The organism is Streptococcus oralis subsp. tigurinus, from assembly GCF_002096275.1.
Taxonomy (GTDB): Bacteria; Bacillota; Bacilli; order Lactobacillales; family Streptococcaceae; genus Streptococcus; species Streptococcus oralis_CN.
In genome coordinates, this window is sequence record NZ_NCUG01000018.1 from 493,959 (window position 1) to 518,010 (window position 24,052).

The 24,052-nt window shown below is 42.0% G+C and carries 25 protein-coding genes and 1 tRNA gene; 6 read left to right on the forward strand and 20 right to left on the reverse strand.

The window, feature by feature from the left end; genetic code table 11:
• Positions 1-81 precede the first annotated feature (81 nt).
• From B7725_RS07565 to B7725_RS07590, 6 genes are all read right to left on the reverse strand, one after another.
• Positions 82-153, reverse strand: a tRNA-Arg gene (locus tag B7725_RS07565).
• A 42-nt stretch (positions 154-195) separates the two neighbouring features.
• Complete coding sequence (rplS, locus tag B7725_RS07570; RefSeq protein WP_001068669.1) at positions 196-543, reverse strand: 50S ribosomal protein L19; 348 nt, start codon at positions 541-543, stop codon at positions 196-198.
• A gap of 118 nt (positions 544-661) precedes the next feature.
• Positions 662-991, reverse strand: coding sequence for a fluoride efflux transporter CrcB (crcB, locus tag B7725_RS07575; protein ID WP_084875460.1), 330 nt, complete (start codon positions 989-991; stop codon positions 662-664).
• The gene (gene crcB / locus B7725_RS07580; protein WP_084875461.1) at positions 985-1,359 is read right to left on the reverse strand and encodes a fluoride efflux transporter CrcB; all 375 of its coding nucleotides are present in this window, start codon (positions 1,357-1,359) and stop codon (positions 985-987) included. The genes crcB (B7725_RS07575) and crcB (B7725_RS07580) overlap by 7 nt, the downstream gene beginning before the upstream one ends.
• Entirely contained in the window at positions 1,356-1,622 is a 267-nt protein-coding gene (locus tag B7725_RS07585; protein WP_001046956.1) for a chorismate mutase, read from the reverse strand. Before B7725_RS07585 ends, crcB (B7725_RS07580) begins: the two co-directional genes overlap by 4 nt.
• A gap of 116 nt (positions 1,623-1,738) precedes the next feature.
• Entirely contained in the window at positions 1,739-2,182 is a 444-nt protein-coding gene (locus tag B7725_RS07590) for a flavodoxin (protein WP_001162125.1), read from the reverse strand.
• Between the two features lie 103 nt (positions 2,183-2,285).
• On the opposite strand from B7725_RS07590, the gene B7725_RS07595 reads away from it, so the two are divergent.
• Together B7725_RS07595 and B7725_RS07600 are read left to right on the forward strand one after the other, a co-directional pair.
• Positions 2,286-3,221 carry a DHH family phosphoesterase gene (locus tag B7725_RS07595; protein WP_084875463.1) on the forward strand — a complete coding sequence of 312 codons (936 nt, stop codon included), beginning with the start codon at positions 2,286-2,288 and terminating at the stop codon, positions 3,219-3,221.
• A 95-nt stretch (positions 3,222-3,316) separates the two neighbouring features.
• Positions 3,317-3,559, forward strand: a complete 243-nt coding sequence (locus B7725_RS07600; protein WP_000710762.1) for a type B 50S ribosomal protein L31 — start codon at positions 3,317-3,319, stop codon at positions 3,557-3,559.
• 122 nt (positions 3,560-3,681) lie between these two features.
• Here the strand turns inward: B7725_RS07600 and B7725_RS07605 are convergent, their stop codons facing one another.
• The 7 genes from B7725_RS07605 to B7725_RS07635 all read right to left on the reverse strand — a co-directional run bounded on the left by B7725_RS07605 (position 3,682) and on the right by B7725_RS07635 (position 12,838).
• Entirely contained in the window at positions 3,682-5,016 is a 1,335-nt protein-coding gene (locus B7725_RS07605; RefSeq protein WP_084875465.1) for an Nramp family divalent metal transporter, read from the reverse strand.
• Between the two features lie 221 nt (positions 5,017-5,237).
• A complete protein-coding gene (gene carB, locus B7725_RS07610; RefSeq protein WP_084875466.1) occupies positions 5,238-8,414 on the reverse strand; it encodes a carbamoyl-phosphate synthase large subunit in 3,177 nt (1,058 codons plus the stop codon).
• Positions 8,415-8,862: 448 nt separating this feature from the next.
• Entirely contained in the window at positions 8,863-9,942 is a 1,080-nt protein-coding gene (locus B7725_RS07615) for a carbamoyl phosphate synthase small subunit (protein ID WP_000166844.1), read from the reverse strand.
• Between the two features lie 49 nt (positions 9,943-9,991).
• Positions 9,992-10,915, reverse strand: a complete 924-nt coding sequence (locus B7725_RS07620) for an aspartate carbamoyltransferase catalytic subunit (protein ID WP_001293828.1) — start codon at positions 10,913-10,915, stop codon at positions 9,992-9,994.
• A gap of 18 nt (positions 10,916-10,933) precedes the next feature.
• The gene (gene pyrR / locus B7725_RS07625) at positions 10,934-11,455 is read right to left on the reverse strand and encodes a bifunctional pyr operon transcriptional regulator/uracil phosphoribosyltransferase PyrR (RefSeq protein ID WP_000850018.1); all 522 of its coding nucleotides are present in this window, start codon (positions 11,453-11,455) and stop codon (positions 10,934-10,936) included.
• A 210-nt stretch (positions 11,456-11,665) separates the two neighbouring features.
• Positions 11,666-12,295, reverse strand: a complete 630-nt coding sequence (gene nth, locus B7725_RS07630) for an endonuclease III (protein WP_084875468.1) — start codon at positions 12,293-12,295, stop codon at positions 11,666-11,668.
• Positions 12,296-12,838 carry a YceD family protein gene (locus B7725_RS07635; protein ID WP_084875469.1) on the reverse strand — a complete coding sequence of 181 codons (543 nt, stop codon included), beginning with the start codon at positions 12,836-12,838 and terminating at the stop codon, positions 12,296-12,298.
• Positions 12,839-13,005: 167 nt separating this feature from the next.
• Here B7725_RS07635 and B7725_RS07640 point away from each other — a divergent pair, with 167 nt between their 5' ends.
• On the forward strand, positions 13,006-13,335 hold the full coding sequence (locus B7725_RS07640) for a helicase BlpT (protein ID WP_084875471.1): 330 nt from the start codon (positions 13,006-13,008) through the stop codon (positions 13,333-13,335).
• Between the two features lie 337 nt (positions 13,336-13,672).
• Positions 13,673-15,232, forward strand: a complete 1,560-nt coding sequence (locus tag B7725_RS07645; protein WP_084875472.1) for an ATP-binding cassette domain-containing protein — start codon at positions 13,673-13,675, stop codon at positions 15,230-15,232.
• A gap of 43 nt (positions 15,233-15,275) precedes the next feature.
• On the opposite strand, the gene htpX is transcribed toward B7725_RS07645, so the two are convergent.
• Positions 15,276-16,175 carry a zinc metalloprotease HtpX gene (gene htpX, locus B7725_RS07650; RefSeq protein ID WP_084875474.1) on the reverse strand — a complete coding sequence of 300 codons (900 nt, stop codon included), beginning with the start codon at positions 16,173-16,175 and terminating at the stop codon, positions 15,276-15,278.
• Between the two features lies 1 nt (position 16,176).
• On the reverse strand, positions 16,177-16,737 hold the full coding sequence (locus B7725_RS07655) for a LemA family protein (RefSeq protein WP_084875475.1): 561 nt from the start codon (positions 16,735-16,737) through the stop codon (positions 16,177-16,179).
• 93 nt (positions 16,738-16,830) lie between these two features.
• On the opposite strand from B7725_RS07655, the gene rsmG reads away from it, so the two are divergent.
• Complete coding sequence (rsmG, locus tag B7725_RS07660) at positions 16,831-17,544, forward strand: 16S rRNA (guanine(527)-N(7))-methyltransferase RsmG (RefSeq protein WP_084875477.1); 714 nt, start codon at positions 16,831-16,833, stop codon at positions 17,542-17,544.
• Between the two features lie 304 nt (positions 17,545-17,848).
• Complete coding sequence (locus tag B7725_RS07665; RefSeq protein ID WP_162279022.1) at positions 17,849-19,132, forward strand: uracil-xanthine permease family protein; 1,284 nt, start codon at positions 17,849-17,851, stop codon at positions 19,130-19,132.
• Between the two features lie 44 nt (positions 19,133-19,176).
• On the opposite strand, the gene B7725_RS07670 is transcribed toward B7725_RS07665, so the two are convergent.
• From B7725_RS07670 to B7725_RS07690, 5 genes are all read right to left on the reverse strand, one after another.
• Positions 19,177-20,082: a DMT family transporter gene (locus B7725_RS07670; protein WP_084875480.1), complete on the reverse strand. Its 906-nt coding sequence runs from the start codon at positions 20,080-20,082 to the stop codon at positions 19,177-19,179.
• A gap of 8 nt (positions 20,083-20,090) precedes the next feature.
• Positions 20,091-21,026: a serine hydrolase domain-containing protein gene (locus B7725_RS07675; protein ID WP_084875481.1), complete on the reverse strand. Its 936-nt coding sequence runs from the start codon at positions 21,024-21,026 to the stop codon at positions 20,091-20,093.
• Positions 21,023-21,748 (reverse strand): CppA N-terminal domain-containing protein, encoded by a 726-nt coding sequence (locus B7725_RS07680; protein WP_084875483.1) that lies wholly within the window; start codon positions 21,746-21,748, stop codon positions 21,023-21,025. Before B7725_RS07680 ends, B7725_RS07675 begins: the two co-directional genes overlap by 4 nt.
• Positions 21,749-21,859: 111 nt before the next feature.
• Complete coding sequence (gene gla, locus B7725_RS07685) at positions 21,860-22,729, reverse strand: aquaglyceroporin Gla (RefSeq protein ID WP_084875484.1); 870 nt, start codon at positions 22,727-22,729, stop codon at positions 21,860-21,862.
• 156 nt (positions 22,730-22,885) lie between these two features.
• Positions 22,886-24,052: an ATP-grasp domain-containing protein gene (locus B7725_RS07690; RefSeq protein ID WP_084875486.1), complete on the reverse strand. Its 1,167-nt coding sequence runs from the start codon at positions 24,050-24,052 to the stop codon at positions 22,886-22,888.

The following is a 24,052-nucleotide window of genomic DNA, read 5'->3' on the forward strand; positions in this document are numbered from 1 at the left end:
TCGGTACTTCATATAATTCTTGTAATTAGAAGTTAATTTGGGGCGAAATACCTCAAACCCTAGTAAAATCAATAGTTTATATGCCCCCTGCAGGAATCGAACCTGCAACTACTCCTTAGGAGGGAGTTGTTATATCCATTGAACTAAGGGAGCTAGAGAAAAACTCTGCTGGGTAAGCAGAGTTTTTTAGTCGAATTAACGACGGATTTCTTTGATACGAGCTGCTTTACCTTGAAGAGCACGCAAGTAGTACAATTTCGCACGACGTACTTTACCATAACGAACAACTTCGATCTTTTCAACACGTGGAGTGTGGATTGGGAAGATACGCTCAACACCTACACCGTTAGAGATTTTACGAACTGTGTAGTTTTCTGAGATGCCAGCACCTTTACGTGCGATAACAACACCTTCAAAAATCTGGATACGTTCACGGTTACCTTCGACAACTTTCGCGTGTACACGAACAGTGTCACCAGGACGGAATGATGGGATATCTGTACGAAGTTGACCTTCAGTCAAACTTTGGATTAATGGATTCATTTTATTCTCCTATCTTTGTCAATCTTGAGGAACCTTCCTCAGCGGATAAACTGTATTTTTGTGCGTCCATTACGCACAAGATACAGTTTACCAAATTTCCACCTAAAAGTAAAGAAATTTATAGCAAAATTCCTAAAAAAATCGCAACAAAACCGCCTATGTAAGTTAAGAGGAAATAGCTATAAAATACCTTCTTGTCACTTAACAGTCTTTGCAGCTCGTCATTTAGAGTTGAAAAGGTCGTCAACCCACCACAGAAACCTGTCGCTAGGACGGCATAAACTTCCTTGGACTCCACATGGTTGTAGAGCAAGCCAATCAAAAAACAGCCTAGAAGATTGGCTATGAGAGTCCCTAAAGGCAATTTAGAATCTTGATTATAGCGAGAAAAGATATACCGTACTAGGGCCCCAAGCCCGCAGGCGATTGCAAGATAGATCATTACCATTTCTTCCTCCCTAGAAAATAAGCCAAGAACAGGCCTCCTCCAATGCTCAAAAGCAAATACAGGACCAAACTAAGATAACGCCCGGCATCCAGTAGTTTCACAGCATCCAAGAGCAGGCTAGAGAAGGTTGTTAAACCACCACAAAAGCCTGTACCCAGCGCCAAAACCAAGCCCTTACTGCTTCCCTTATAGACCAGATAACCTTTTACCAGATAGACCAAGCAGAAAATTCCCAGATAGTTGACAAGGAGGGTGCCCCAAGGAAAGTCTGGACTGGCTGGTAACCAAGTGGAAACCAGATAGCGGCCAAGGCCTCCCAACATAGCAGCTAAAAATATCCCTAGCGGATAGAATTGTTCTTTTTTCATTTGATGTTTTGATCCTGATAATCACGCGAACGTTTGAGAATATCTGAAAAAGTCGCAACAATGGTTTCTTGGTAACTCTTATTGGTTACACGACTCCTTACCTTTTCAAAAATGACTTCTTCTCGCTTACTATCTAAAATAGGTTTTCCTGAGGCTTTCTTATAGGCAACTACTCCCTCAACCAAATGCATTCGTTCTTCTAGGAGCTTGACAATTTGGTCGTCGATTTGATCAATTTCTTGGCGAATAATATCTAAATTCATACAGTCTCCTCCTTTATTTGAATTATTGTATCAAAAAGCCTCTAAATAGGCTAGTAAAATCCAAAAAACTAATAAAAAAACTGCACCGACTCCTTCCAGTCAGCGCAGTTTGATTCTTATCCTACTTTTGCAGCCAATTCTTCTGCGAATTGTTCCAAACGTTCGATGTCTTCTTCTTCGGCAGAAAGATCAACTTTAACACACTCTGAACCTTTTTCTGCTCCTGTCGCTACGAAAACGCGATCAAAGTCATCGACAGCCTTACAGAATTCGTCGTAGAAGGTATCACCTGAACCGACCACTCCATAGATTTTACCATTCAAGTTGAGGTCTGCTAGGTCTTCGTAGAAGTCCATCATCTCATCTGGCAATTCTCCATCTCCGTAGGTGTAAGTAGCAACGATTGCGATATCCGCTTCCAAGAAGTCTGAAGCGTCAACAGTCGTACATTCATCCACATCGACATCCAAGCCCAAGTCACGTAATTTGTCTGCTACAATATCTGCAATTTCTTCGGTATTACCGGTCATACTGGCAAATACAATTTTTGCTAATGCCATATCGTCCTCCTCAATTTATCTTTCTCCATTATATCATATCTTTTTCATTTTAAAAATAAAAATTCTTGTGCTACAATGAAATGAGAAAGAATTGAGGTTATTTATGGAAATTTGCCAGCAAATATTAGAGAAAATCAAAGAATACGATACTATTATCATTCATCGTCATATGAAACCAGATCCTGATGCCTTAGGGAGTCAAGTGGGCTTGAAAGCTCTTCTCACACACCATTTTCCAGAAAAGACTATCAAAGCAGTCGGTTATAACGAACCAACTCTAACCTGGATGGCGGAAATGGATCTTGTTGAAGATAGTGACTACCAAGGAGCTCTTGCTATTATTTGTGATACAGCAAATCGTCCTCGTATCGATGATAAACGTTATGAACAAGCTGATTTTACCATCAAAATCGATCACCATCCAAATGATGATGTTTATGGTGACCTATCTTGGGTGGATACAAGTTCAAGCAGTGCCAGTGAGATGATTACTCTATTTGCTCAAGAAAATCAGCTGGCTTTGTCTAGTGAAGCGGCACGACTTCTCTATGCAGGAATTGTCGGGGACACAGGGCGTTTTCTTTACCCGTCAACTAGTGCTCGTACCTTTAGAATAGCTGCCCAGCTCCGAGAAGTTGATTTTGACTTTGCTGGATTGTCTCGTCAAATGGATACCATGAGCTTCAAGATTGCAAAACTTCAAGGCTATGTCTATGATCACTTAGAAGTTGATGAGAACGGAGCCGCACGCGTTCTGCTTACTCAAGAAATCTTGAAAGAATATAAGGTTACGGATGCTGAAACAGCTGCGATTGTAGGAGCACCTGGTCGAATTGATACTGTTAAGGCTTGGGCTATCTTTGTTGAACAAGCTGATGGTCACTTCCGTGTGCGTATGCGCAGTAAAATCACTCCCATCAATGAGATTGCCAAACGTCACGATGGGGGCGGACATCCATTAGCTAGTGGCGCCAATTCCTATAGTCTAGAAGAAAACGAAATCATCTACCAAAAATTAAAAAACTTGCTTAAAAACTGATAAAATACTTGCCAAACTTTTCAGAATCTGATAGACTAGTAAGGTAACAATCTATGGCTCGCAAAGAGACCATGGCAGAAAGGAAATATTGCAAAATGAAAAAAGATATCCATCCAGAATATCGCCCAGTTGTCTTCATGGACACAACTACTGGTTACAAATTCCTTAGCGGTTCAACAAAACGCTCTAACGAAACTGTTGAGTTCGAAGGCGAAACTTACCCATTGATCCGTGTGGAAATTTCATCAGACTCACACCCATTCTACACTGGACGTCAAAAGTTCACTCAAGCAGATGGACGCGTGGATCGTTTCAACAAAAAATACGGTCTCAAATAATCATAAAAAGAACAGTTACCACTGTTCTTTTTTTTACTTCTTTTTATGTTTTAATGAACCAACCACTACTATTATCTCAATATCAAGCTTCAAGCTAGTACCGAAAACTAATTTGAACAAGTTTAAAAAATATCAAAAAGAAGTTTGATATTAAGAATGGTTAAGATAATGGAAACTGCGTAACCTAAGATTGTGTTCCACTTGGCATTGGTGAATTCTCCCATCAGTGACTTTTTAGAGGTTAGATAAATCAAGGGGAAAATTGAAAACGGAAGAGCGATTGAAAGAAAGACCTGTGAATAGACCAATAACTGATCCAAGGTTTTTTCTTGATACCCAAATAAAACGGCGACTATAATCACAGGTAGCAAGGCAAAAATACGGGTACCGATACGGATAAGCCACTGAGGCAATCTTAGATGTAAGAAACCTTCCATGACAATCTGTCCTGTCAAAGTGCCTGTAATGGTCGAATTTTGACCACTTGCTAAGAGGGCTAGAGCAAATAAAGTTGACAAGGTTGAGCTGGCTATCGCTCCTGCTATTGTCGAATCCTGTAAAGCATTGTACATTTGGGAGAAAGCTGAAATTTCAGATGCATGACCAAAAAAGAGGGAGGCACCTAAAATGAGAAGTAAGGAATTGACAATAAAGGCTAGGGACAACTGAAGATTTGAATCCCAGGTCATAAAGCGAACTGCTTTTCGAACATCCTTCTTATCTTTGTGATTGATTTTCCTTGTTTGGGATAGAGAGGAATGGAGATAGAGATTATGGGGCATGACTGTCGCTCCTACAATCCCTAGAGCCAAGGTCAATTGACTTTCATGACCCGGTAACGGTGTTTCAAATAAAGTTGAAGTTGGCAAATAACCACCAATGATCCCCTGGATACTTGGATTGGATAAGGCCACAAGATAGGTAAAGATGGCTAATATGGTTAAAATAAGGGTCGTAACAATAGATTCAATTTTTTTGAAACCAAATTTCATCAATAAAAGTAACAAAAATACATCTAAAACGGTTAGGAGGATAGCGACCATAATCGGTATTTTAAACAAAAGATTTAAGGCAATCGCTGAACCTAGAACCTCAGCCAAGTCTGTCGCCATTAAAGCTAATTCTAAAATCACCCACAAACTATAGCGAAGCCACTTGGGAGCATGATGAGCTGTTGCCTGTGCTAGGTCCATCCTAGTCACGATACCGAGCTTCCCAGCCATCTGTTGTAGCTGCATGGCGATGATGGATGAAATTAAAATAACAAATAAAAGGCTGTACTTGTAGGAGGCGCCACCAACCACACTGGTGATCCAATTTCCAGGATCCATGTAGCCAACTGCCACAAGTGCACCAGGTCCTAAGAATGCTTTTAGATTTTGCCAAAAATGATTGTTATTTGGAGTCTCAATAGATTGATTGATCTCAGAAAGAGAGACTTTTTCATAAGAGGACATAGGGATTTCCCACTTTCTAATCTGTCTTTACATATTTCTTAATAGAATATTTTTTTGAAAGAATGATGAAAATAGTTTACCTATTTCCAATTCACCCTTATTATATCACATTTTAGAATGATTCCTAATAAAAGAAATGATAGTTGAAATAAACAATATCAGTATTGTAAAAGCCAGCGTTTTTTGACGCTGGCTTTAAAACTGTGAAAAATATTTCTCAACTAGATCGCTTCTGTGACAAAACTACGGCTTTCAAGCACCTTAAGCATGGCATTAGCTGTATCTAGGGCTGTAAAGAGTGGCACACCGTGTTCAATGGCTGAACGACGGATTTGCTCACCATCTTCGTCAGCAGTTCGTTTGGTTCCGACAGTATTGATGATCGCTTGGATTTTTCCTTTACGGACATAGCTTGGGATATCCTGTTCATCGTCACCAATCTTACCAACAGGTTGGGCTTCTAGTCCATGACTGGCAAAGAAGGTTGCTGTCCCTTCTGTTGCGAGGATACCATAGCCAATATTTTGGAAACGGCGAGCCAAGTCCAAGGCTTCATCTTTAGCATCATCTGCAATAGTGAATACAACATTCCCGAAGGTTGGTAAGTGAAGATAAGAAGCTTCAAAGGCCTTATAGAGAGCTTTTTCAAGAGTAGTATCAGAACCCATGACTTCACCTGTTGACTTCATTTCAGGACCGAGCAAGCTATCTACCTTAGCTAGTTTCGTAAAGGAGAAGACAGGCGCCTTGATATGAACGCGAGTGCTTTCTGGATAAAGGCCATCTTGGTAGCCAAGTTCTTCAAGACTTTGACCAAGAATGAGCTTAGTCGCTACCTGAGCCATAGGAATATTAGTTACCTTAGAAAGGAATGGCACCGTACGGCTGGCACGTGGATTGACCTCAATAACATAGACTTTTTCGTCCTTGATGACAAACTGGATGTTCATCATCCCAAGACAATTAAGACCGATTGCTAGACGTTTGGTATAGTCTGCGATGGTTTCCTGCACCTTTTGAGACAAGGTTTGTGGTGGGTAAACGGCCATTGAGTCACCTGAGTGGACACCGGCACGTTCGATGTGCTCCATGATACCAGGGATAAGGACATTTTCTCCGTCTGAAATAGCATCGACTTCGCACTCTTGCCCAACGATGTAAGAGTCAACAAGGACTGGATGGTCTGGACTTGCCTTAACTGCAGTACGCATGTAAGAACGAAGATCATCTTCATTCTCTACGATTTCCATAGCACGTCCACCCAGGACATAGGATGGGCGAACGAGGACTGGGAAGCCAATCTTGCGAGCTGCAAGCACTGCTTCTTCTTCATTGGTAGCCGTTTGTCCTGGTGGCTGTGGAATATCCAAGTCTTTAAGAGCTTGCTCGAAGAGGTCGCGGTCTTCGGCACGGTCTAAGTCAGCGACTTGCGTACCAAGGATAGTCACCCCTGCTTTTGCCAATGGCTCCGCAAGGTTGATGGCTGTTTGACCACCGAACTGAACGATAACCCCTTTTGGTTGCTCCAAGTCAATAACATTCATAACATCTTCAAAAGTTAATGGCTCAAAGTAGAGCTTATCAGATACCGAGAAGTCGGTTGAAACAGTCTCTGGGTTTGAGTTCATGATGATGGCCTCATAACCAGCTGCCTGGATAGCCTTCACCGAGTGAACTGTTGCGTAGTCAAACTCAACCCCTTGTCCGATACGGATTGGACCTGAACCTAAGACTAGGACGGATTCCTTATCAGACTTGATAGACTCATTTTCCCATCCATAAGTTGAATAGAAATATGGTGTTTCAGAGTCAAATTCTGCCGCACAAGTATCGACCATCTTGTAAACTGGGATAATCTTGTTTTCCAAGCGAAGTTGGCGAACTTGGTCGGCAGTCGTTTCCCAAAGCTCCGCAATCTTGCGGTCTGAAAATCCATTGAGTTTAGCTGTTTTCAAGACTTCTAGATCTTGTGGATGGGCACCTAATTCTTGCTCAATTTCAAAGATGTGCAAGAGTTTATCAAGATAAAAGATATCAATTTTCGTAAGCTCAGCGATTTCTTCTGGTGTGTAACCACGGCGAATAGCTTCTGATACGTAGAAGAGACGGTCATCTTGGGCCTTGACAACCTTTTCAATCAAGGCATCATCAGAAACGGTTGCCAATTCAGGCATTTCATTGTGGTGAACCCCAATTTCAAGTGAACGACAGGCTTTTAGAAGAGATTCCTCGATGTTACGACCAATGGCCATGACTTCCCCAGTCGCTTTCATCTGAGTTCCGAGACGACGCTCACCTTTTTCAAACTTGTCAAATGGGAAACGTGGAATCTTAGCAACGACGTAGTCAAGAGCTGGTTCAAACATAGCATAAGTTGAACCTGTAACTGGGTTGATGACCTCATCCAGAGTCAAACCAACGGCAATCTTGGCAGCCAATTTGGCAATCGGATAACCCGTCGCCTTAGAAGCAAGAGCTGACGAACGCGATACACGAGGGTTTACTTCGATAACATAGTACTTGAAGCTATGCGGATCAAGGGCCAGCTGAACGTTACACCCACCTTCAATCTTGAGTGCGCGGATAATGCTCAAGCTCGCGTCACGTAGCATTTGGTTTTCATAGTCTGACATGGTTTGCGCAGGAGCAAATACGATAGAATCCCCTGTATGAATCCCAACTGGGTCAAAGTTTTCCATGTTACAAACAACCAAAGCATTGTCAGCTGAATCGCGCATGACTTCGTATTCGATTTCTTTGAAACCTGCGATTGAACGTTCAATCAAACATTGGGTAACAGGTGACAGTTTCAACCCATTTTCAGCGATTTCACGCAATTCTTCCTCGTTGGAACACATACCACCACCAGTACCACCTAGGGTAAAGGCTGGACGGACAATGACTGGATAGCCGATTGATGCCGCAAAAGCAACTGCTTCTTCCACTGTGTTGACAATTTCAGATTCTGGAATTGGTTGCTCAAGCTCTTCCATCAATTGTTTAAAGAGGTCACGGTCCTCAGCTTGGTCAATAGCAGACAGTTTAGTACCCAGAAGCTCTACTCCGAGCTCATCTAGGATACCATTTTTAGATAATTCCATGGCCATATTGAGCCCTGTCTGACCTCCAAGAGTTGGAAGTAAAGCATCTGGGCGTTCCTTACGGAGAATACGTGTCACAAACTCCAGTGTAATCGGTTCGATGTAGACCTTGTCCGCAATCTCCTTGTCCGTCATGATAGTGGCAGGGTTTGAGTTCACCAAGACAACTTCATAACCTTCCTCTTTCAAAGACAAGCAGGCCTGGGTCCCAGCGTAGTCAAACTCAGCAGCCTGACCAATAATAATCGGACCAGAACCAATCACCATAATTTTTTGAATATCAGTACGTTTAGGCATTTTTAAGATATTAAGGGCGTCAAGCGGACAAAGCTAAAATAGGAGTTATGACGAAGAACTATCAGTTCCAGAAATAACTATCTTTTTAGCGCCGTCCGTAGCCCGTATTCAGTTCAGCAAATACGGACCACCCTTCTCCTTTCTATTCGGCAACTCTCTGGTTGCCATTAAATAAATTCTCCGACGATTTTTTAGAGAAACGATATTTTTCGATAAAAAATCTAGTGCAGGGAGTTTTTAGTTCGCCCAATAGCGACTAAAAGAAACGACCTGTCTTTCTATTCGTCGCCTCACAGAGCGACATTAAATAAGATACAAAGGACGAATAGAAAGCGATTGAATTTTAGGAAACCAAGGAAGGATTGACAATCCAAGTTGGTTTCTCTAAATTCCGAGCTCTCCGTCCGTGTTCAGTTACATAAATTCTCCGACGAGCTTTTACTCGTTCTTAGTTTGCTTGTTTAAAGGCTTCCATCATCTCGATAAATTCATCAAATAGGTAGCTTGCGTCGTGTGGACCAGGAGCTGCGTCTGGGTGGAATTGTACAGAAAAACCTGGTTGGTATCTGTGGCGAACTCCTTCAACTGATTTATCATTGATTTCTTCGTGGGTAATGATCAAATGATCTGGCAAGTCCTCACGGCTAACTGCATAACCGTGGTTCTGGCTGGTGAAGTCTATACGGCCTGTAGCAATCTCACGTACCGCGTGGTTAAATCCACGGTGACCAAATTTCATCTTGTAGGTCTTAGCCCCATTTGCCATGGCAAAGAGTTGGTGTCCCATACAAATTCCGAAAATTGGAATTTTCCCTTGCACACCACGAATCATGTCCAGTGCTTCTGGAACGTCTTCTGGGTTTCCTGGACCATTTGACAACATAACTCCGTCAGGATTGAGGTGGAGAATTTCTTCAGCCGTTGTTGAATACGGAACAACCGTCACGTTACAGTTGCGTTTGGAAAGTTCACGTAAAATTGAGTGCTTAAGACCAAAATCCACTAGCACCACGCTCAAACCAACTCCAGGAGCTGGATATGATGTTTTAGTAGAAACCTGCTTGATATTGTCTGTCGGCAGGACTGTTGCTTGAAGCTGGTCAGTTACATGGTCCATACTGTCTCCAACATGAGTCAAGGTTGCACGCATAGTACCGTGCTTACGAATAATCTTGGTAAGTGCACGCGTATCAATTCCTGAAATCCCTGGAATTTTCTTGGCTTTCAAAAATTCATCCAAGGTCATTTGGTTGCGCCAGTTGCTAGCTCGACGTGCTTCTTCAAAAACGACAACTCCCTTACAAGTCGGAATAATGGATTCGTAGTCATCACGATTAATTCCATAATTTCCCACCAAAGGATAAGTAAAGGTCAAGATTTGTCCATTATAAGACTGGTCTGTAATGGACTCTTGGTAGCCGGTCATCCCTGTGTTAAAGACGATTTCGCCTGTTACATCAATATCTGCTCCGAAGGCCTTGCCTTCAAAAACTGTGCCATCTTCTAATACTAGAAGTCTTTTTGTCATATTTTCACCTCTCGTGGACGCTCACTGGCGTCTTTTAACGTCTTGTGTTTTAATTGGCGTTTCTACTCGCCAATACGGATTCTAAGATTGCCATTCGAACAAAGACACCGTTGGTCATTTGTTGGACAATGCGTGATTTTGGAGCTTCAACCAAGTGGTCAGCAATTTCCACATCTCGATTAACTGGAGCTGGGTGCATGATTATTGCTGTTTCTTTTAAGCGATCATAACGTTCTTGAGTCAAACCATGTTGGGCATGGTAGTCTTCTTTTGAAAAGACTGCACCACTATCATGGCGTTCATGTTGAACGCGGAGCAACATCAAAACATCCACCTGATCAACAATCTCATCAATAGTTACAAACTGTCCATAGTCCGCAAACTCTTGACTTCTCCATTCCTCAGGTCCTGCAAAGAAAAGTTCAGCTCCCAAGCGTTTCAAAATTTGCATATTGGATTTGGCAACACGTGAATGATCCAAGTCACCTGCAATAGCAACCTTGAGACCCTCAAAGTGACCAAATTCTTCATAAATGGTCATCAAATCAAGCAAGCTCTGACTAGGATGTTGACCTGAACCATCTCCACCATTGATGATGGAAGTCGTAATGGTTGGACTCGTAATCAATTCTTTGTAATAATCGACCTCTGGGTGGCGAATCACGCAGACATCTACACCAAGCGCAGACAAGGTTAGGATTGTGTCATACAGTGTCTCACCCTTGTTTACTGAGCTGGTCTTCACATCAAAGTCCAGTCGCTCCAGCCCTAGCTTAATCTCTGCCACTTCAAAGGACTTATGTGTCCGTGTAGAATCCTCAAAGAAAAGATTTGAAACAATCGGATGGTCTTCATAAGGAAGCTGGGCTCCATTTTTAAACTCAATTCCTCGCTTAATCAATTTCATCACTTGATCGACAGTGAGGTCTTCCATGGACACCACATGGTTCAATGCTTGTTGATTTTCTGACATGGCTACTCCTTCAGCTTTCTAAGCTTCTTCAGTAATCAGAACTCTGTCTTGGCCATCAAGTTCTGTCATCTCTACGATGATCTCTTCAGAACGGCTGGTTGGGATATTTTTCCCAACGTAATCTGGACGGATTGGCAATTCTCTATGTCCACGATCTACTAGCACCGCAAGACTCACGCGCGCAGGACGACCATGTCCGACAATGTTATCGATAGCAGCACGGATGGTACGACCTGTATAAAGCACATCATCCACCAAGATAACTTCACGGTCTGTCACATCAACAGAAATCAAAGAAGTATCTTCTCCGCTTTTAACATCATCACGGAAAGGTTTGGTATCCAATTCCACAACAGGAACAGTGATATTTTCCAACTGCTCCAAGCGTTCTTTGATACGATGAGCGATGAAAACACCACGCGTTTTTATCCCAGCTAGGATAATCTTATTCAAATCTTTATTGCGCTCAATAATCTCATAAGTAATTCGCGTAATCGCTCGTTTGACAGTCAATTCGTCTACAACTTCTTTTGTCTTCATGACAAACCTCCAAAAAGAAAAGTCTCCTTCTACAAGGAGACTTGAAATGTATAGCCAAGCGAGCCCTACTATAAATAGTATAGACTTCACCCTTCTACTTTATCGCGCTCCTTGCCTGCCTCACGGGACAGGTTTAAAGGACTATTTAGTTATCATTTACTATAGCACAAAGCACCCTTAAAATCAAGCAAAAACTTTTTCAGAGCCCCCTCAAACATTACTAAAATCATATAATTGGGGATAGTGGTCACATTCTGGATTTTTGGGATGGCAAATAGCTCGTCCAAAGTAAATCATGGCCTGGTGGGCTGCTAACCACTCTTCTGGTGGTAGAACGTCCATGACACGTTTTTCTACTTCAAGTGGCGTAGCTGATTTTTTAACGATATCGTGATGCTTACAGATACGCTCCACATGGGTGTCCACTGCAAAAGCAGGAATTCCAAACCCCACACTCAGTACTACATTTGCTGTTTTACGACCAACACCAGCTAGACTTTCTAATTCCTCTCGAGTCTGAGGCACTTGACCATCAAAATCGTCTAGTAACTGTTGGGCACATTTTTTAAGAAATTTAGCCTTATTTCGATAAAGTCCTAGGCGGGAAATGTGTGAGGCAATTTCACTTTCAGTCGCGACAGACATGGCTTGAGGCGTTGGAAAGGCTGCAAAGAGAGCTGGCGTAGCCTTGTTGACTGCGGCATCTGTTGTCTGAGCTGACAACATCACTGCAACCAAGAGTTCAAAATGATTAGTAAAATCAAGGCTGGGTTTGGCGTCTGGGAAGAGGGCAATGATTTCTTCAATGACATAACGGGCACGTTTCTTGGATAAAACCATCTACTCGTCTCCGTCAAATAGTCCTTGCAAGCCAGCAAATGGACTGTTTTCTTCTTTCTTGGCTGCTTGTTGGGCTTGGTACTCTTCCTCTGTCATGATTTGCCAGTCATTTCCAGAAACAAAACCTTGACCAGCTTCTTCTTCTGCTGTTAAGACCTTGATTGGAATGTTTAGCAAGATATTATCGGAAACGCTCTCAGCAAGGTCGATTTCCCCATTTTCGATAGGCAAGACCAAGTCATCATCTAAAACTTCCTGATCTAGTTGGTTGGTTGCGCCTTCCATGAAAACCTCTGTCACTGGATAAGACTCTGCCAACTCAACTGGCTCCATACTGCGACTGGAAGCAAGGACAATGGTGTAAGATAGTTGATAATCTAAGAAATACATACGGTCTTCGTATTGGACCTTCCCTACCGTAAGGATATCTTTGACATCTATAATTTCTTGATTACGGTTACGTAAGTCTGATGCCAGGTCTAAAGCTTGTTCAAAATGTAGGCCTTCTGGCTGCTTACGGATTTCTTGAATGTTTAACTTCATATTTCCTCCATAAAGATTTACTCACTTGATTATACCATGAAAAGGCTACAAGTCAGCCTTAGAAACCTTGATATTAAAATCTCCTTTTTAACATATTTACTATGACATATTTTCTGTTTAGTGCTATACTATAGGCAAGAATACATCAGAGCAAGGAGGATGCTCATATGGAAGACAAAGCACTAATCAACCAAGCTTACCAACTCCTTTCCGAGTTAAATCAAAGTTTCCAAAATTGCAAACAAGGTACAGCCGATGATTTTCGTCTACAAGAACTGCTGAACACCACTCTCAAGGAACTTAAAAAAGCGGAAAGGCTTGACAACAGTATCTTAATCGACCTTGAGAAATTTTACCAACGTACCAGTCTACTGATTGGACTTGGTAACCTAAAACTGAATGAGCAAGCACGTACCGCTTGGCGCAACTATGACAAGTTCCATTACGAGCATGTCAAACACGTATTAACTCTCTATGGACCTGTTTTCGGTTTTTAGAGCTTGAAATTACTTGTTTTCTATTGACAAAATTTCCTGAAAGGTATAGGATAGAGGTACTAATACTCGGAGGTAAGGGAGACATGAACAACTAAGTCTATCAAATAAAGAACCTTTATTTAGTAGATCTTGTTTTTGTCTCTTTTTGTGTGCTCTTTTTGTACTGGATTTTCTGGTACTTTATCCACTTTGAAAATAAAAAACTAGAAAGCTGACCATCTGCTCCTCCTGGGTTGGGGTAGGCAGCTCCAAGCTAGTTTGACGAGTTTTTCAACGAGGATAATAGAGTTTTTGACAGTGACTTTGGGCTCTACTAGATAAAGTAGAGCTTTTTGTTATGCACTATCGACATTCTAGAAAGGGTAACAATATGATAAAAATCAATCATCTGACCATCACACAAAACAAAGATTTACGAGACCTTGTATCTGACTTAAGCATGACTATCCAAGACGGGGAAAAGGTTGCTATTATTGGTGAAGAAGGAAATGGTAAATCGACTTTACTACGAGCTTTAATGGGAGAAGCATTACCTGATTTTACTATCAAGGGCGACATCCAGTCTGACCTTCAGTCACTGGCCTACATTCCTCAAAAGTTACCTGAGGTGCTAAAAAATAGGACTCTACACGATTACTTCTTTTTAGATTCCGCTGATTTAGACTACGGTATCCTCTATCGCTTGGCTGATGAGTTGCATTTTGATAGCGACCGTTTTGCTAGCGACCAAGAAATTGGCAGTCTATCAGGGGGCGAAGCTTTGAAAATTCAGCTCATCCACGAGTTAGCAAAGCCTTTTGAGATTCTATTTTTAGATGAACCTTCAAATGACCTAGATCTTGAGACGGTTGATTGGCTAAAAAATCAGATTCGCAAGATTAGACAAACTGTTATTTTCATTTCCCATGATGAAGACTTTCTTTCTCATACGGCAGATACTATTGTCCACTTGCGACTGGTCAAGCATCGGAAAGAAGCAGAAACGCTAGTCGAGCATTTAGACTATGATCTCTATAGTGAGCAGAGAAAGGCTAATTTTGCCAGACAAAGCCAGCAAGCTGCTAACGACCAGAGAGCCTATGACAAAACCATGGAAAAACATCGCCGCGTCAAGCAAAATGTAGAAACTGCACTTCGAGCTACCAAAGACAGTACTGCCGGTCGCCTATTGGCTAAAAAGATGAAAACTGTTCTTTCTCAAGAAAAACGCTTTGAAAAGGAAACTCAGTCCATGACCCAAAAGCCACTTGAAGAGGAACAAATCCAACTTTTCTTTTCAGACATCCAGCCATTAGCGGCTTCTAAAGTCTTAATCCAACTGGAAAAAGAAAATTTGTCCATTGGCGAGCGCATTTTAGCTCAGGAGTTACGACTAACGGTCCGTGGCCAAGATAAAATCGGTATCATCGGGCCTAATGGTATTGGGAAATCGACTCTGCTAGCCAAGTTGCAACAACTGCTCAGCGACAAAAGAGAAATTTCTCTTGGTTTTATGCCACAAGATTACCATAAAAAACTGCAATTGGATTTATCTCCAGTAGCCTATCTCAGCAAAACTGGGGAAAAAGAGGAACTACAGAAAATCCAATCTCACTTAGCCAGTCTCAATTTCAGCTATCCAGAAATGCAGCACCAAATTCGCTCCTTATCTGGTGGTCAACAGGGCAAACTCCTACTTTTGGATTTAGTGTTACGCAAACCAAACTTTCTCCTTCTGGATGAGCCTACACGAAATTTTTCTCCTACTTCTCAACCTGAAATCAGAAAACTCTTTGCCTCTTATCCCGGCGGTCTGATCACTGTTTCGCATGACAGACGCTTCTTAAAAGAGGTCTGTACGAGTCTCTATCGTTTGACAGAAAATGGTTTGGAAGTCGTTGATTTACAAGATTTATAAATGTTGAACATAGCAAAAATCCAGAGACTTCTCTGGATTCTTTTTACATTTGTTTCAAGCGTTCGATTCGTTCTGAGATAGGTGGGTGGGTATAAAAGAGTTTTTGAAGTCCGCCACCTTTCTTGGGATCATTGATATAAAGAGCGCTGCTGGCATCATCGACATGGTGATGCATCGGCTCGCTATCCTCCAACTTACGCAAGGCATTGATCATCCCTTGAGGATTGCGAGTCAGCTCCACACTGGATGCATCCGCCAGAAATTCCCTCTGACGGGAAATGGCAAGTTGCACCAAAGTTGCTGCCAAGGGAGCCAAAACAATGGCTAAGAGGGAGATAACAAGCATGATAATCTCCAAACCATTTCCATCACGATCATTATCACTCCGTCTGCGGCCTGCGCCACCCCACCACATCATCCGACCAGCCATACTAGATAGCAGGGTAATGGCACTAGCAAGGGCAACAGCAATGGTCGAAATGCGGATATCGTAGTTCCGGATATGACTGACTTCATGACCCATAACAGCTTCTAGCTCCTCACGATTCATGATTGCCAGAAGACCCGATGTTGCTGCGACTGCTGCATTCTGCGGGTTTGAACCTGTTGCAAAGGCATTTAAAGAAGAATCCTCAATGATGAAAACACGTGGCATAGGGATCTGAGCGACCATGGCCATATCCTCCACTACATGGTAGAGGTCTGGTGCCGTTTGCTCATCAACCTCACGCGCCCCATTCATAGACATGACAATCTCTGTTGATTGAAAGATCATGGTTAAGGCATAGACAAGACCAATGATTAGGGCTATAATCATCCCCCCAAGACCTGATCGCATGAAGAGATAGCCAACGGCATAACCAACCAAGGCCAAGAGTAGGAAGAAAACCAGCAACAAAACCCATGTTTTTCGTTTATTGCTCGCGATTTGATCAAACAACATCTTAGTCACCTAAACCGCTAAAGTCAACTTTAGGAACTGCCTTTTCCTCTTCAGGTGTTTGAAGGAAGTCCGCAGCTTTAAAGCCAAATAGGCCTGCGATGACATTGCTTGGGAAGCTTTCAAGTTTTACATTGTAGTTGCTGACAACACTGTTGTAGAGTTGGCGTGAGTAGGAAATTTTATTTTCTGTATTGGTCAACTCTTCTTGTAATTTGATAAAGTTAGCACTAGCTTTCAAGTCTGGGTAATTCTCTGCTACTGCAAAGATACCGGAAATCTGGCGGGTAAGGGCATCACTGGCCTTCATCGCTTCAGCTGGCGAGGTTGCTGTGGCTACTTGTCTACGAAGTTCTGTCACTTTTTCCAAGGTAGAACCTTCATATTTGGCATAGCCTTTTACAGTCTCAATCAAGTTTGGCAAGAGATCATTTCGACGTTTCAACTGAACATCGATCTGGCTCCAAGCCTCCTTGGTTTGCATACGATTTTTCACCAAACCGTTATAGCTAACAATCACAAAAATAACAACAAGAGCCAAAACTCCAAGAATAATCCAAGTCATAATCTTATTCCTTTCTACTTTTAGATTAATACCAGTATATCAAAATTTTAATGAATATGGTAAAATAAGATGATACTAGAGAAGGAAACTACTATGAAACCAGAAACATTTTACAGCCTACTAGCTGAGCAAAATCTTCCACTTTCTGACCAGCAAAAGAACCAATTTGAACGCTATTTTGAACTCTTGGTCGAGTGGAATGAAAAGATTAACCTGACCGCTATTACAGACAAAGAAGAAGTCTACCTTAAACACTTTTATGATTCGATTGCTCCCATCCTACAAGGCTTGATCCAAAATGAGAATATCAAACTTCTTGATATCGGAGCTGGGGCAGGATTCCCAAGTCTTCCTATGAAGATCCTCTATCCTCAGTTAGATGTGACTATCATTGATTCGCTCAATAAGCGCATCAACTTCCTCCAACTATTGGCTCAGGAGTTGGATTTGGATGGTGTTCACTTCTACCATGGACGGGCAGAAGACTTTGCTCAAGACAAGAACTTCCGTGCCCAGTTTGATGTGGTGACGGCTCGTGCGGTTGCCCGTATGCAGGTTTTGTCTGAGCTGACCATTCCCTATCTTAAAGTCGGCGGAAAACTATTGGCACTCAAGGCCAGCAATGCCCCTGAGGAATTATCTGAAGCCAAGAATGCTCTCAATCTCCTCTTTAGCAAGGTAGAGGACAACCTCAGCTACGCCCTTCCAAATGGAGATCCCCGTTATATCACAGTGGTCGAAAAGAAAAAGGAGACGCCTAACAAGTACCCAAGAAAGGCTGGCATGCCCAACAAACGCCCACTTTAATTTTTTTAGTAAAATAATTATTTACAAAATCTGCCTCGCTTTCTTATTTCTGGGCTCGGGAAAAAATGATTTACAAAATCTGCCTCGCTTTCTTATTTCTGGGCTCGGGAAAAAATGATTTACAAAATCATTTTTTTCTGCTATACTATCACAAGCAAAGGTTTTTAATGTCATCCTGTGAGGTGACGAAGGCGCAGATTTATATAAATTTTTAAAAGATAGCTATTTTTTAAAAAGTCTTACTCTGAGGGCCTATTGCTGTAAAATAATGGGCTCTTTTTTGGTGCCCAAAAGTGAGGTTTTTATGAAACAGGAATCAACTGTTGACTTGTTACTAGACGTTGATCAACGTCCTTCTGCTGGTAAAGGTATTCTTCTCAGCTTCCAGCACGTATTTGCCATGTTTGGTGCAACCATTCTCGTTCCCTTAATTTTGGGAATGCCCGTATCGGTTGCTCTCTTTGCTTCTGGTATTGGAACACTTATCTACATGATTTCTACTGGCTTTAAGGTTCCAGTTTATCTAGGTTCTTCATTCGCCTTTATCACGGCTATGTCTCTAGCCATGAAAGAAATGGGGGGCGATGTATCTGCCGCTCAAACTGGAGTTATCCTGACTGGTTTGGTCTATGTCCTTGTAGCAGCAAGTGTTCGTTTTGCAGGTACGAAATGGATTGACAAACTCTTGCCACCAATTATTATCGGACCTATGATTATCGTTATCGGTCTTGGACTTGCTGGTTCAGCTGTAACGAATGCTGGACTTGTAGCAGATGGAAACTGGAAAAATGCCCTTGTAGCCGTTGTTACGTTCTTGATTGCAGCCTTTATCAATACAAAAGGAAAAGGTTTCCTCCGTATCATTCCTTTCCTCTTTGCCATCATCGGTGGATACCTATTTGCCCTAGTTCTTGGATTAGTTAACTTCACTCCTGTTCTTCAAGCCAACTGGTTTGAAATCCCTGGTTTCTACTTGCCATTTAATACGGGTGGTGCCTTTAAAGAGTACAACTTGTACTTCGGTCCTGAAACCATCGCCATCTTGCCAATCGCAATTGTAACCATTTCAGAACACATCGGTGACCACACAGTTTTGAGCCAAATCTGTGGCCGTCAATTCCTGAAAGAACCAGGACTTCACCGTACGCTTCTCGGTGACGGTATCGCGACATCTGTATCTGCCTTCCTCGGTGGACCAGCTAATACGACCTACGGAGAAAATACAGGGGTTATCGGGATGACTCGTATCGCTTCTGTCTCTGTTATCCGTAACGCGGCCTTTATCGCGATTGCTCTGAGCTTCCTAGGTAAATTCACTGCCTTGATTTCAACCATTCCAAATGCTGTGCTTGGTGGCATGTCCATCCTTCTCTACGGAGTTATCGCCAGCAACGGTCTAAAAGTTTTGATTAAAGAGCGCGTTGACTTCAGCCAGATGCGTAATCTCATCATTGCAAGTGCCATGTTAGTACTTGGACTTGGTGGAGCTATCCTCAAACTTGGCCCAGTTACACTTTCAGGTACTGCTCTATCAGCCATGACAGGAATTATCTTAAACTTGATTTTGCCACACGAAAATAAAGACTAATCATCTATACACACAAAATCCACTCGATTGAGTGGATTTTTTAATTACTTACTCTTTATTTCCAGCAGTAAATCTTTCAAAGAAATAATGGTCACAGCTAGTAAAATCATAGCCATACCGACAAAATCAATCGCATAAAACTGTTCCTTCATAATCAGAAAGGCAAAGAAAACGGCTGAAATTGGCTCTATAGAAGCTAATAAACTAGACTTAACAGGGCCTATCAGACTAGCCCCTTTTAGAAAAGCTGTATAGGCAAAGACCGTTCCGATGATGATAATCCCAGCAAATGCAAAGAGAAAATCTAAGCTAGTCGGTATGCTGGCCTGTAAGACTCCTGTGAAAGGAATAGCCACTACACCAGAAATAACCATCCCGACACCAATCACCAAAATACTGCCCCACTTCTTAATCAAAGCAATGGGAAGGATGATATAGAGGGCATAGGTCAAGGCTGAAAATAGGCCCCAGAAAAGACCAGCAGGTGTGACAGACAACTGGTCAACTTTCCCGTGCGTCGCAATCAGAAAAGTTCCTCCTATAGCCAATCCAATCGAAATAAGCTCAGCCAGAGTAGGCGCCACCTTGTCCTTGATACAAGTATAAACCAAGATCCCAACGGGGCATACATACTGGAGAACTGTCGCCGTGCCAGCATTGGTTTCCTGAATGGCAGAAAGATAGGCAAACTGGTTTAAAAAAAGTCCAAACAAGGCAAACAACAGCAGAGATAAAAGACTTTTTCTGTCTTTTAAAAAAGCATAGAGTTTATCCTTTGCAGTCATATAGGATAAGACTACCAGTGCCAAACCTGCAATGATAAGCCGCAGATTGGTCAAGACTAGAGCAGAAATCCCGTGTGCCATCAGGTATTGGCCACTGGTTCCAGACAAGCCCCAAGCAATCCCTGCCACTACTGTATACAGAGTTCCTTTTACGGTTTTTGACATGCTTCTCCCTACTCCTCTTGACGAATCATTTCCATCACTTGATTTCGATCGACTATCCACTGGGCACGCTCATCCTTTTCATACGTTCGATTGGACAGAAAGATGGCAGCTTCCTGCTTCTCCCGATTCCACATAATAAAGGTACCTGTATAACCCGTATGGTCGAACCAAGCTCCTTCCAGATTCCAGGCTAGAGAACGCTCCTTATCATCTAAGGGAGAAAAATTTTGGTTCAAATCTGCTGCAAAATCATCTTTCAAGTAATGTTCCAGAAAGATTTGCAGATCCCTAACAGTTGAAAACAGACCTGCACTCCCAGCATGTTTCCCTAAAAGACGGGCTTTGGGATCGTGGATCTTTCCAGCCTCTACTCCTCTCACTGTTGGTACAGCTCGCTCAACGGGGCCAAACATGGTTTCCTTCATCCCCCATGGTTCCAAAACTTGCTCTTCTATAATCTGATCCAGGTCTTGGTTAAAGATTTTTTCCAAAACAAAGCCCAAGAGTAAAAAGTGGACATCCGAGTATAGGAAGGCTGGCTGATTTCGCTTATTGAGGTGAAACATGGCTTCTTTTAATTCAGGGGCAGTCAAGAGATCCCGATTTGGAATAAAGGGGTCTAAGTCTGTTGCATGAGTCAGAAGTTGCCGTATAGTGATATCAGGATAATCACACTCCGGTAAAAAATCCGTCACCGGTCGATTAATATCTAATTTGCCCTGCTGCCACAAGAAGGTAAAAACCGTCCCCACTCCCACAACCTTACTCACACTAGCCAGATCATAAATCAAACCGCTTTCTGTCTTCACCCCCCGTTCTGGATCACTCAATCCTAGATAAGACTCTTTCCATTCACCATCCTTATAATACGCAAAAGAGGCCCCGGGATAAATCCCTGCCTCGATTTGATTTTCTATTTTTCTTAGAATTTTTTCCAACTTCATGCTTCTTCAAACCACAATTCAATGTTATTGGTATCTTTACCGAGGAAGAATTTTTCAGACTTAGGGACAAAATAGCCTGTCTTTTCAAATTTCTGACGAAGACTGGTTAGATCAAAATTTCTTACTAAAAATTTCAACATCGTCAAGTCCCAAGTAACATTGTTTTCAACAACCAAATCTAGTCCTTGCCCTTTAGTAAAGGTGATTACTTGCGCTACTCCTTCAGGATCAAGTAAGCTCTCTGTCCCTTCAGGCAAACGCAACTCCATAGAAACCTCAAATTGGCTCAAGTATTTTATACTTGTATTTGAATAAAATTCAGGAACAGTCTCCAGTGGAACCAAATCTCTTATATCATTTTCTGCATGAACAAGGATCACATCCTCTTCAGGAGAAACAATCTCAAAAGCATATCCACGACTTCCTTTAAACAAGCGAGGAAGAGACTTCATTTGAGAAAGAAGGGCCTTGATTTCGGAAGGATCCTCAACCTTTATCAAGAGCCTAGCTAGCTTCTTAAGTCCTTCAACTCTGCGAGTTCGCATGCTTGGAGCCTCTTCTAAAATCAATCTCTCCGTACCCGTCTGGTCGCCTAATGAAAGAAAGGCAGACTCTTCTAGTAAGGGTTTCATTCCTAGAGTTTCAATATAAAATATCTCATTTAATTTTCGATTATTAACTTTCAAAGTCGGAATGATCCGAACAATCTCATTCACATCCATAAGTTCCTCCAACTCTTTTATTTTAAAGGATTTTAGAATATTTTACAAGCCATATTTGTTTAAATTAGAAAATTTTCCAAGAAAAAAACTGGGTTTCCCCAGTTTCGTTTCTTATAGGTAAAGTAGTTTGAATAGTGCTACTGCTGCAATTCCCGCTGCAATTGGAGCTACAACCGGAACCCATGCATACCACCATTTTGAATCACCCTTGTGTTGACCAAGAACTGATTTTGGAAGGAGTTCGTGAAGAAGACGTGGTCCAAAGTCACGAGCTGGGTTCAAACCAGGTCCAGTAGGTCCACCGAGTGAAGTTACCAAGGCCATTACTAGGAAACCAAGTCCTAAATGAGCAACTGAAAGACCTGCTGCTGTGTGTGGTGCTATTTGAGCCTTAATAGCTAATTCAGAAAAGTCAACTGTTTGATTGGCCTGCGTTGCCATTTGCTTCATGTATTGCATTACTTCCGCACCAAAAAAGTTTTTAGTCATTCCTAGGGCTGCAAAGAACAGAACAAACGAACCGACAAACTCATTGATAAAACCATTTACACTTGCTGCGAAACGTGATTCTTTTGTACCGTGATCAACATTTGAAATCGTTGAGAAAGTACCCAAAATGTTATTAGAATTCTCTGTTTTCAAGTAGTAAGGACGGTGAGTTGCAACAACCATAGCTTGACCAAAAATCGCTCCTAAAACTTGCGCAAGGATATAATATGGTACTTGTTCCCAAGGGAAAAGTCCACTCACAGCAAGTCCAAGTGTGAAGGCTGGGTTGATGTGGTTCCCAGATACATTACCGAACATCAAGGCTGGGATCATAACCCCCATACCGTAACCAACCGCGATAACGAGCCAGCCACTTTGGTGACCTTTCGTACCTTTAAGTTCAACGTTAGCAACTGCACCATTACCAAGAATGATCAGAATGGCAGTTCCCAAAAATTCAGTGGCATATTTAATAGCCCATGTAAAATCCATTTGATAGATTCTCCTTAATTTTTTTAGACAATCCTTATTCTATCAATTTTTAGGCCTTTTAGCAATATCTTTTCTAAAAGAATCTCTGGAAAACGCTTTATTTAACTTATCTTTAAGAAAAGGACAAAAGAAGTCAAACTCCTTTCATCCTATTCATTACTCTTGACGTTGACCAAAGTCTGCTATCATCTGATCCAGCTCCTCACGGCTTGGAGTTGTCAACATATAGAGAATATCTCCTTGTAGCTCTGCAAAGGCTGCTGGCATGATTTTCTTAGCCTTAAAACCTCCTTGGTATTTAGCTAGTAACTCCTCTTCTGAGTAAACATAATGAGAACTTAAACGCCGAGCAGTCGCCAAACAATAGAGGGGTTCAAAATATGAACCAGGGAATGGCTCTCCTGCTACGATAGCCGCATAACCTCGGTAGAGGTCAAAAGAGTGGGCATAATTGTAAACATCAATGGTAAAACCACCTGCCGGACGGTTATTATACTCAATAGCGATATAGTCATCTCCCTCACGAAAGAATTCAATATGGAAGAAACGCTCCCTCATACCAAATTCTTTGATGATGGCTTCGCCGTACTTCCGTAATTTTGGATCCATATCCTTGAGAACATAATAGGCATTATCCATCTTGTAAAGCATAAGATCCAGTGGTGTGTGAGCATAGTTGAAAGTTGTCGAAAAGACAATCTTACCGTCCTTGTCCACTAGTCCGTCAAAGGTACAGATTTCGCTAGAAGTAACAAATTTCTCAAAGAAATAAACGGTCGAATGATCCCATTCTTGCTTGAACCGGTCCACATCTTCCTGACTTTCCAGCTTAAAGGTTGCTGCTGCCCCCACCCCATTATCAGGTTTGGCAATCAATGGTAAACCGATCTCCTCCACAGCCTGAGCTACATCGGTCTCTGTTTTAATCACTGCTCCTGGAACAACAGGTACTCCTGCCTTTTGGAAATGTTTTTTCATTTCAGACTTAAACTTGGTCTTTTTGAGATCCTCTGGTTTGACACCAAAGACATTGAATTGTTCTCTGAGTGTTGCATCCAGCTCTAACCAGTATTCATTGTGCGATTCGATGCGGTCGATTGGTCCGTGTTTGTAAATAAGAAAAGCAACCGCGCGTTTGACTTCGTCTATGTTCTCAAGATTGTCCACACGGAAATACTCGGTTAGGCTATTGCGCAGAGGCTCATCCAGTTGCTCATAAGGCTCCTGACCAATACCCAAGACTGTGATGCCTTTATTAGCTAGCTCGATGGTAAACTGTTGAAAGTTTTGTGGATAGTAGGGTGAAATAACAAGATAATTCAT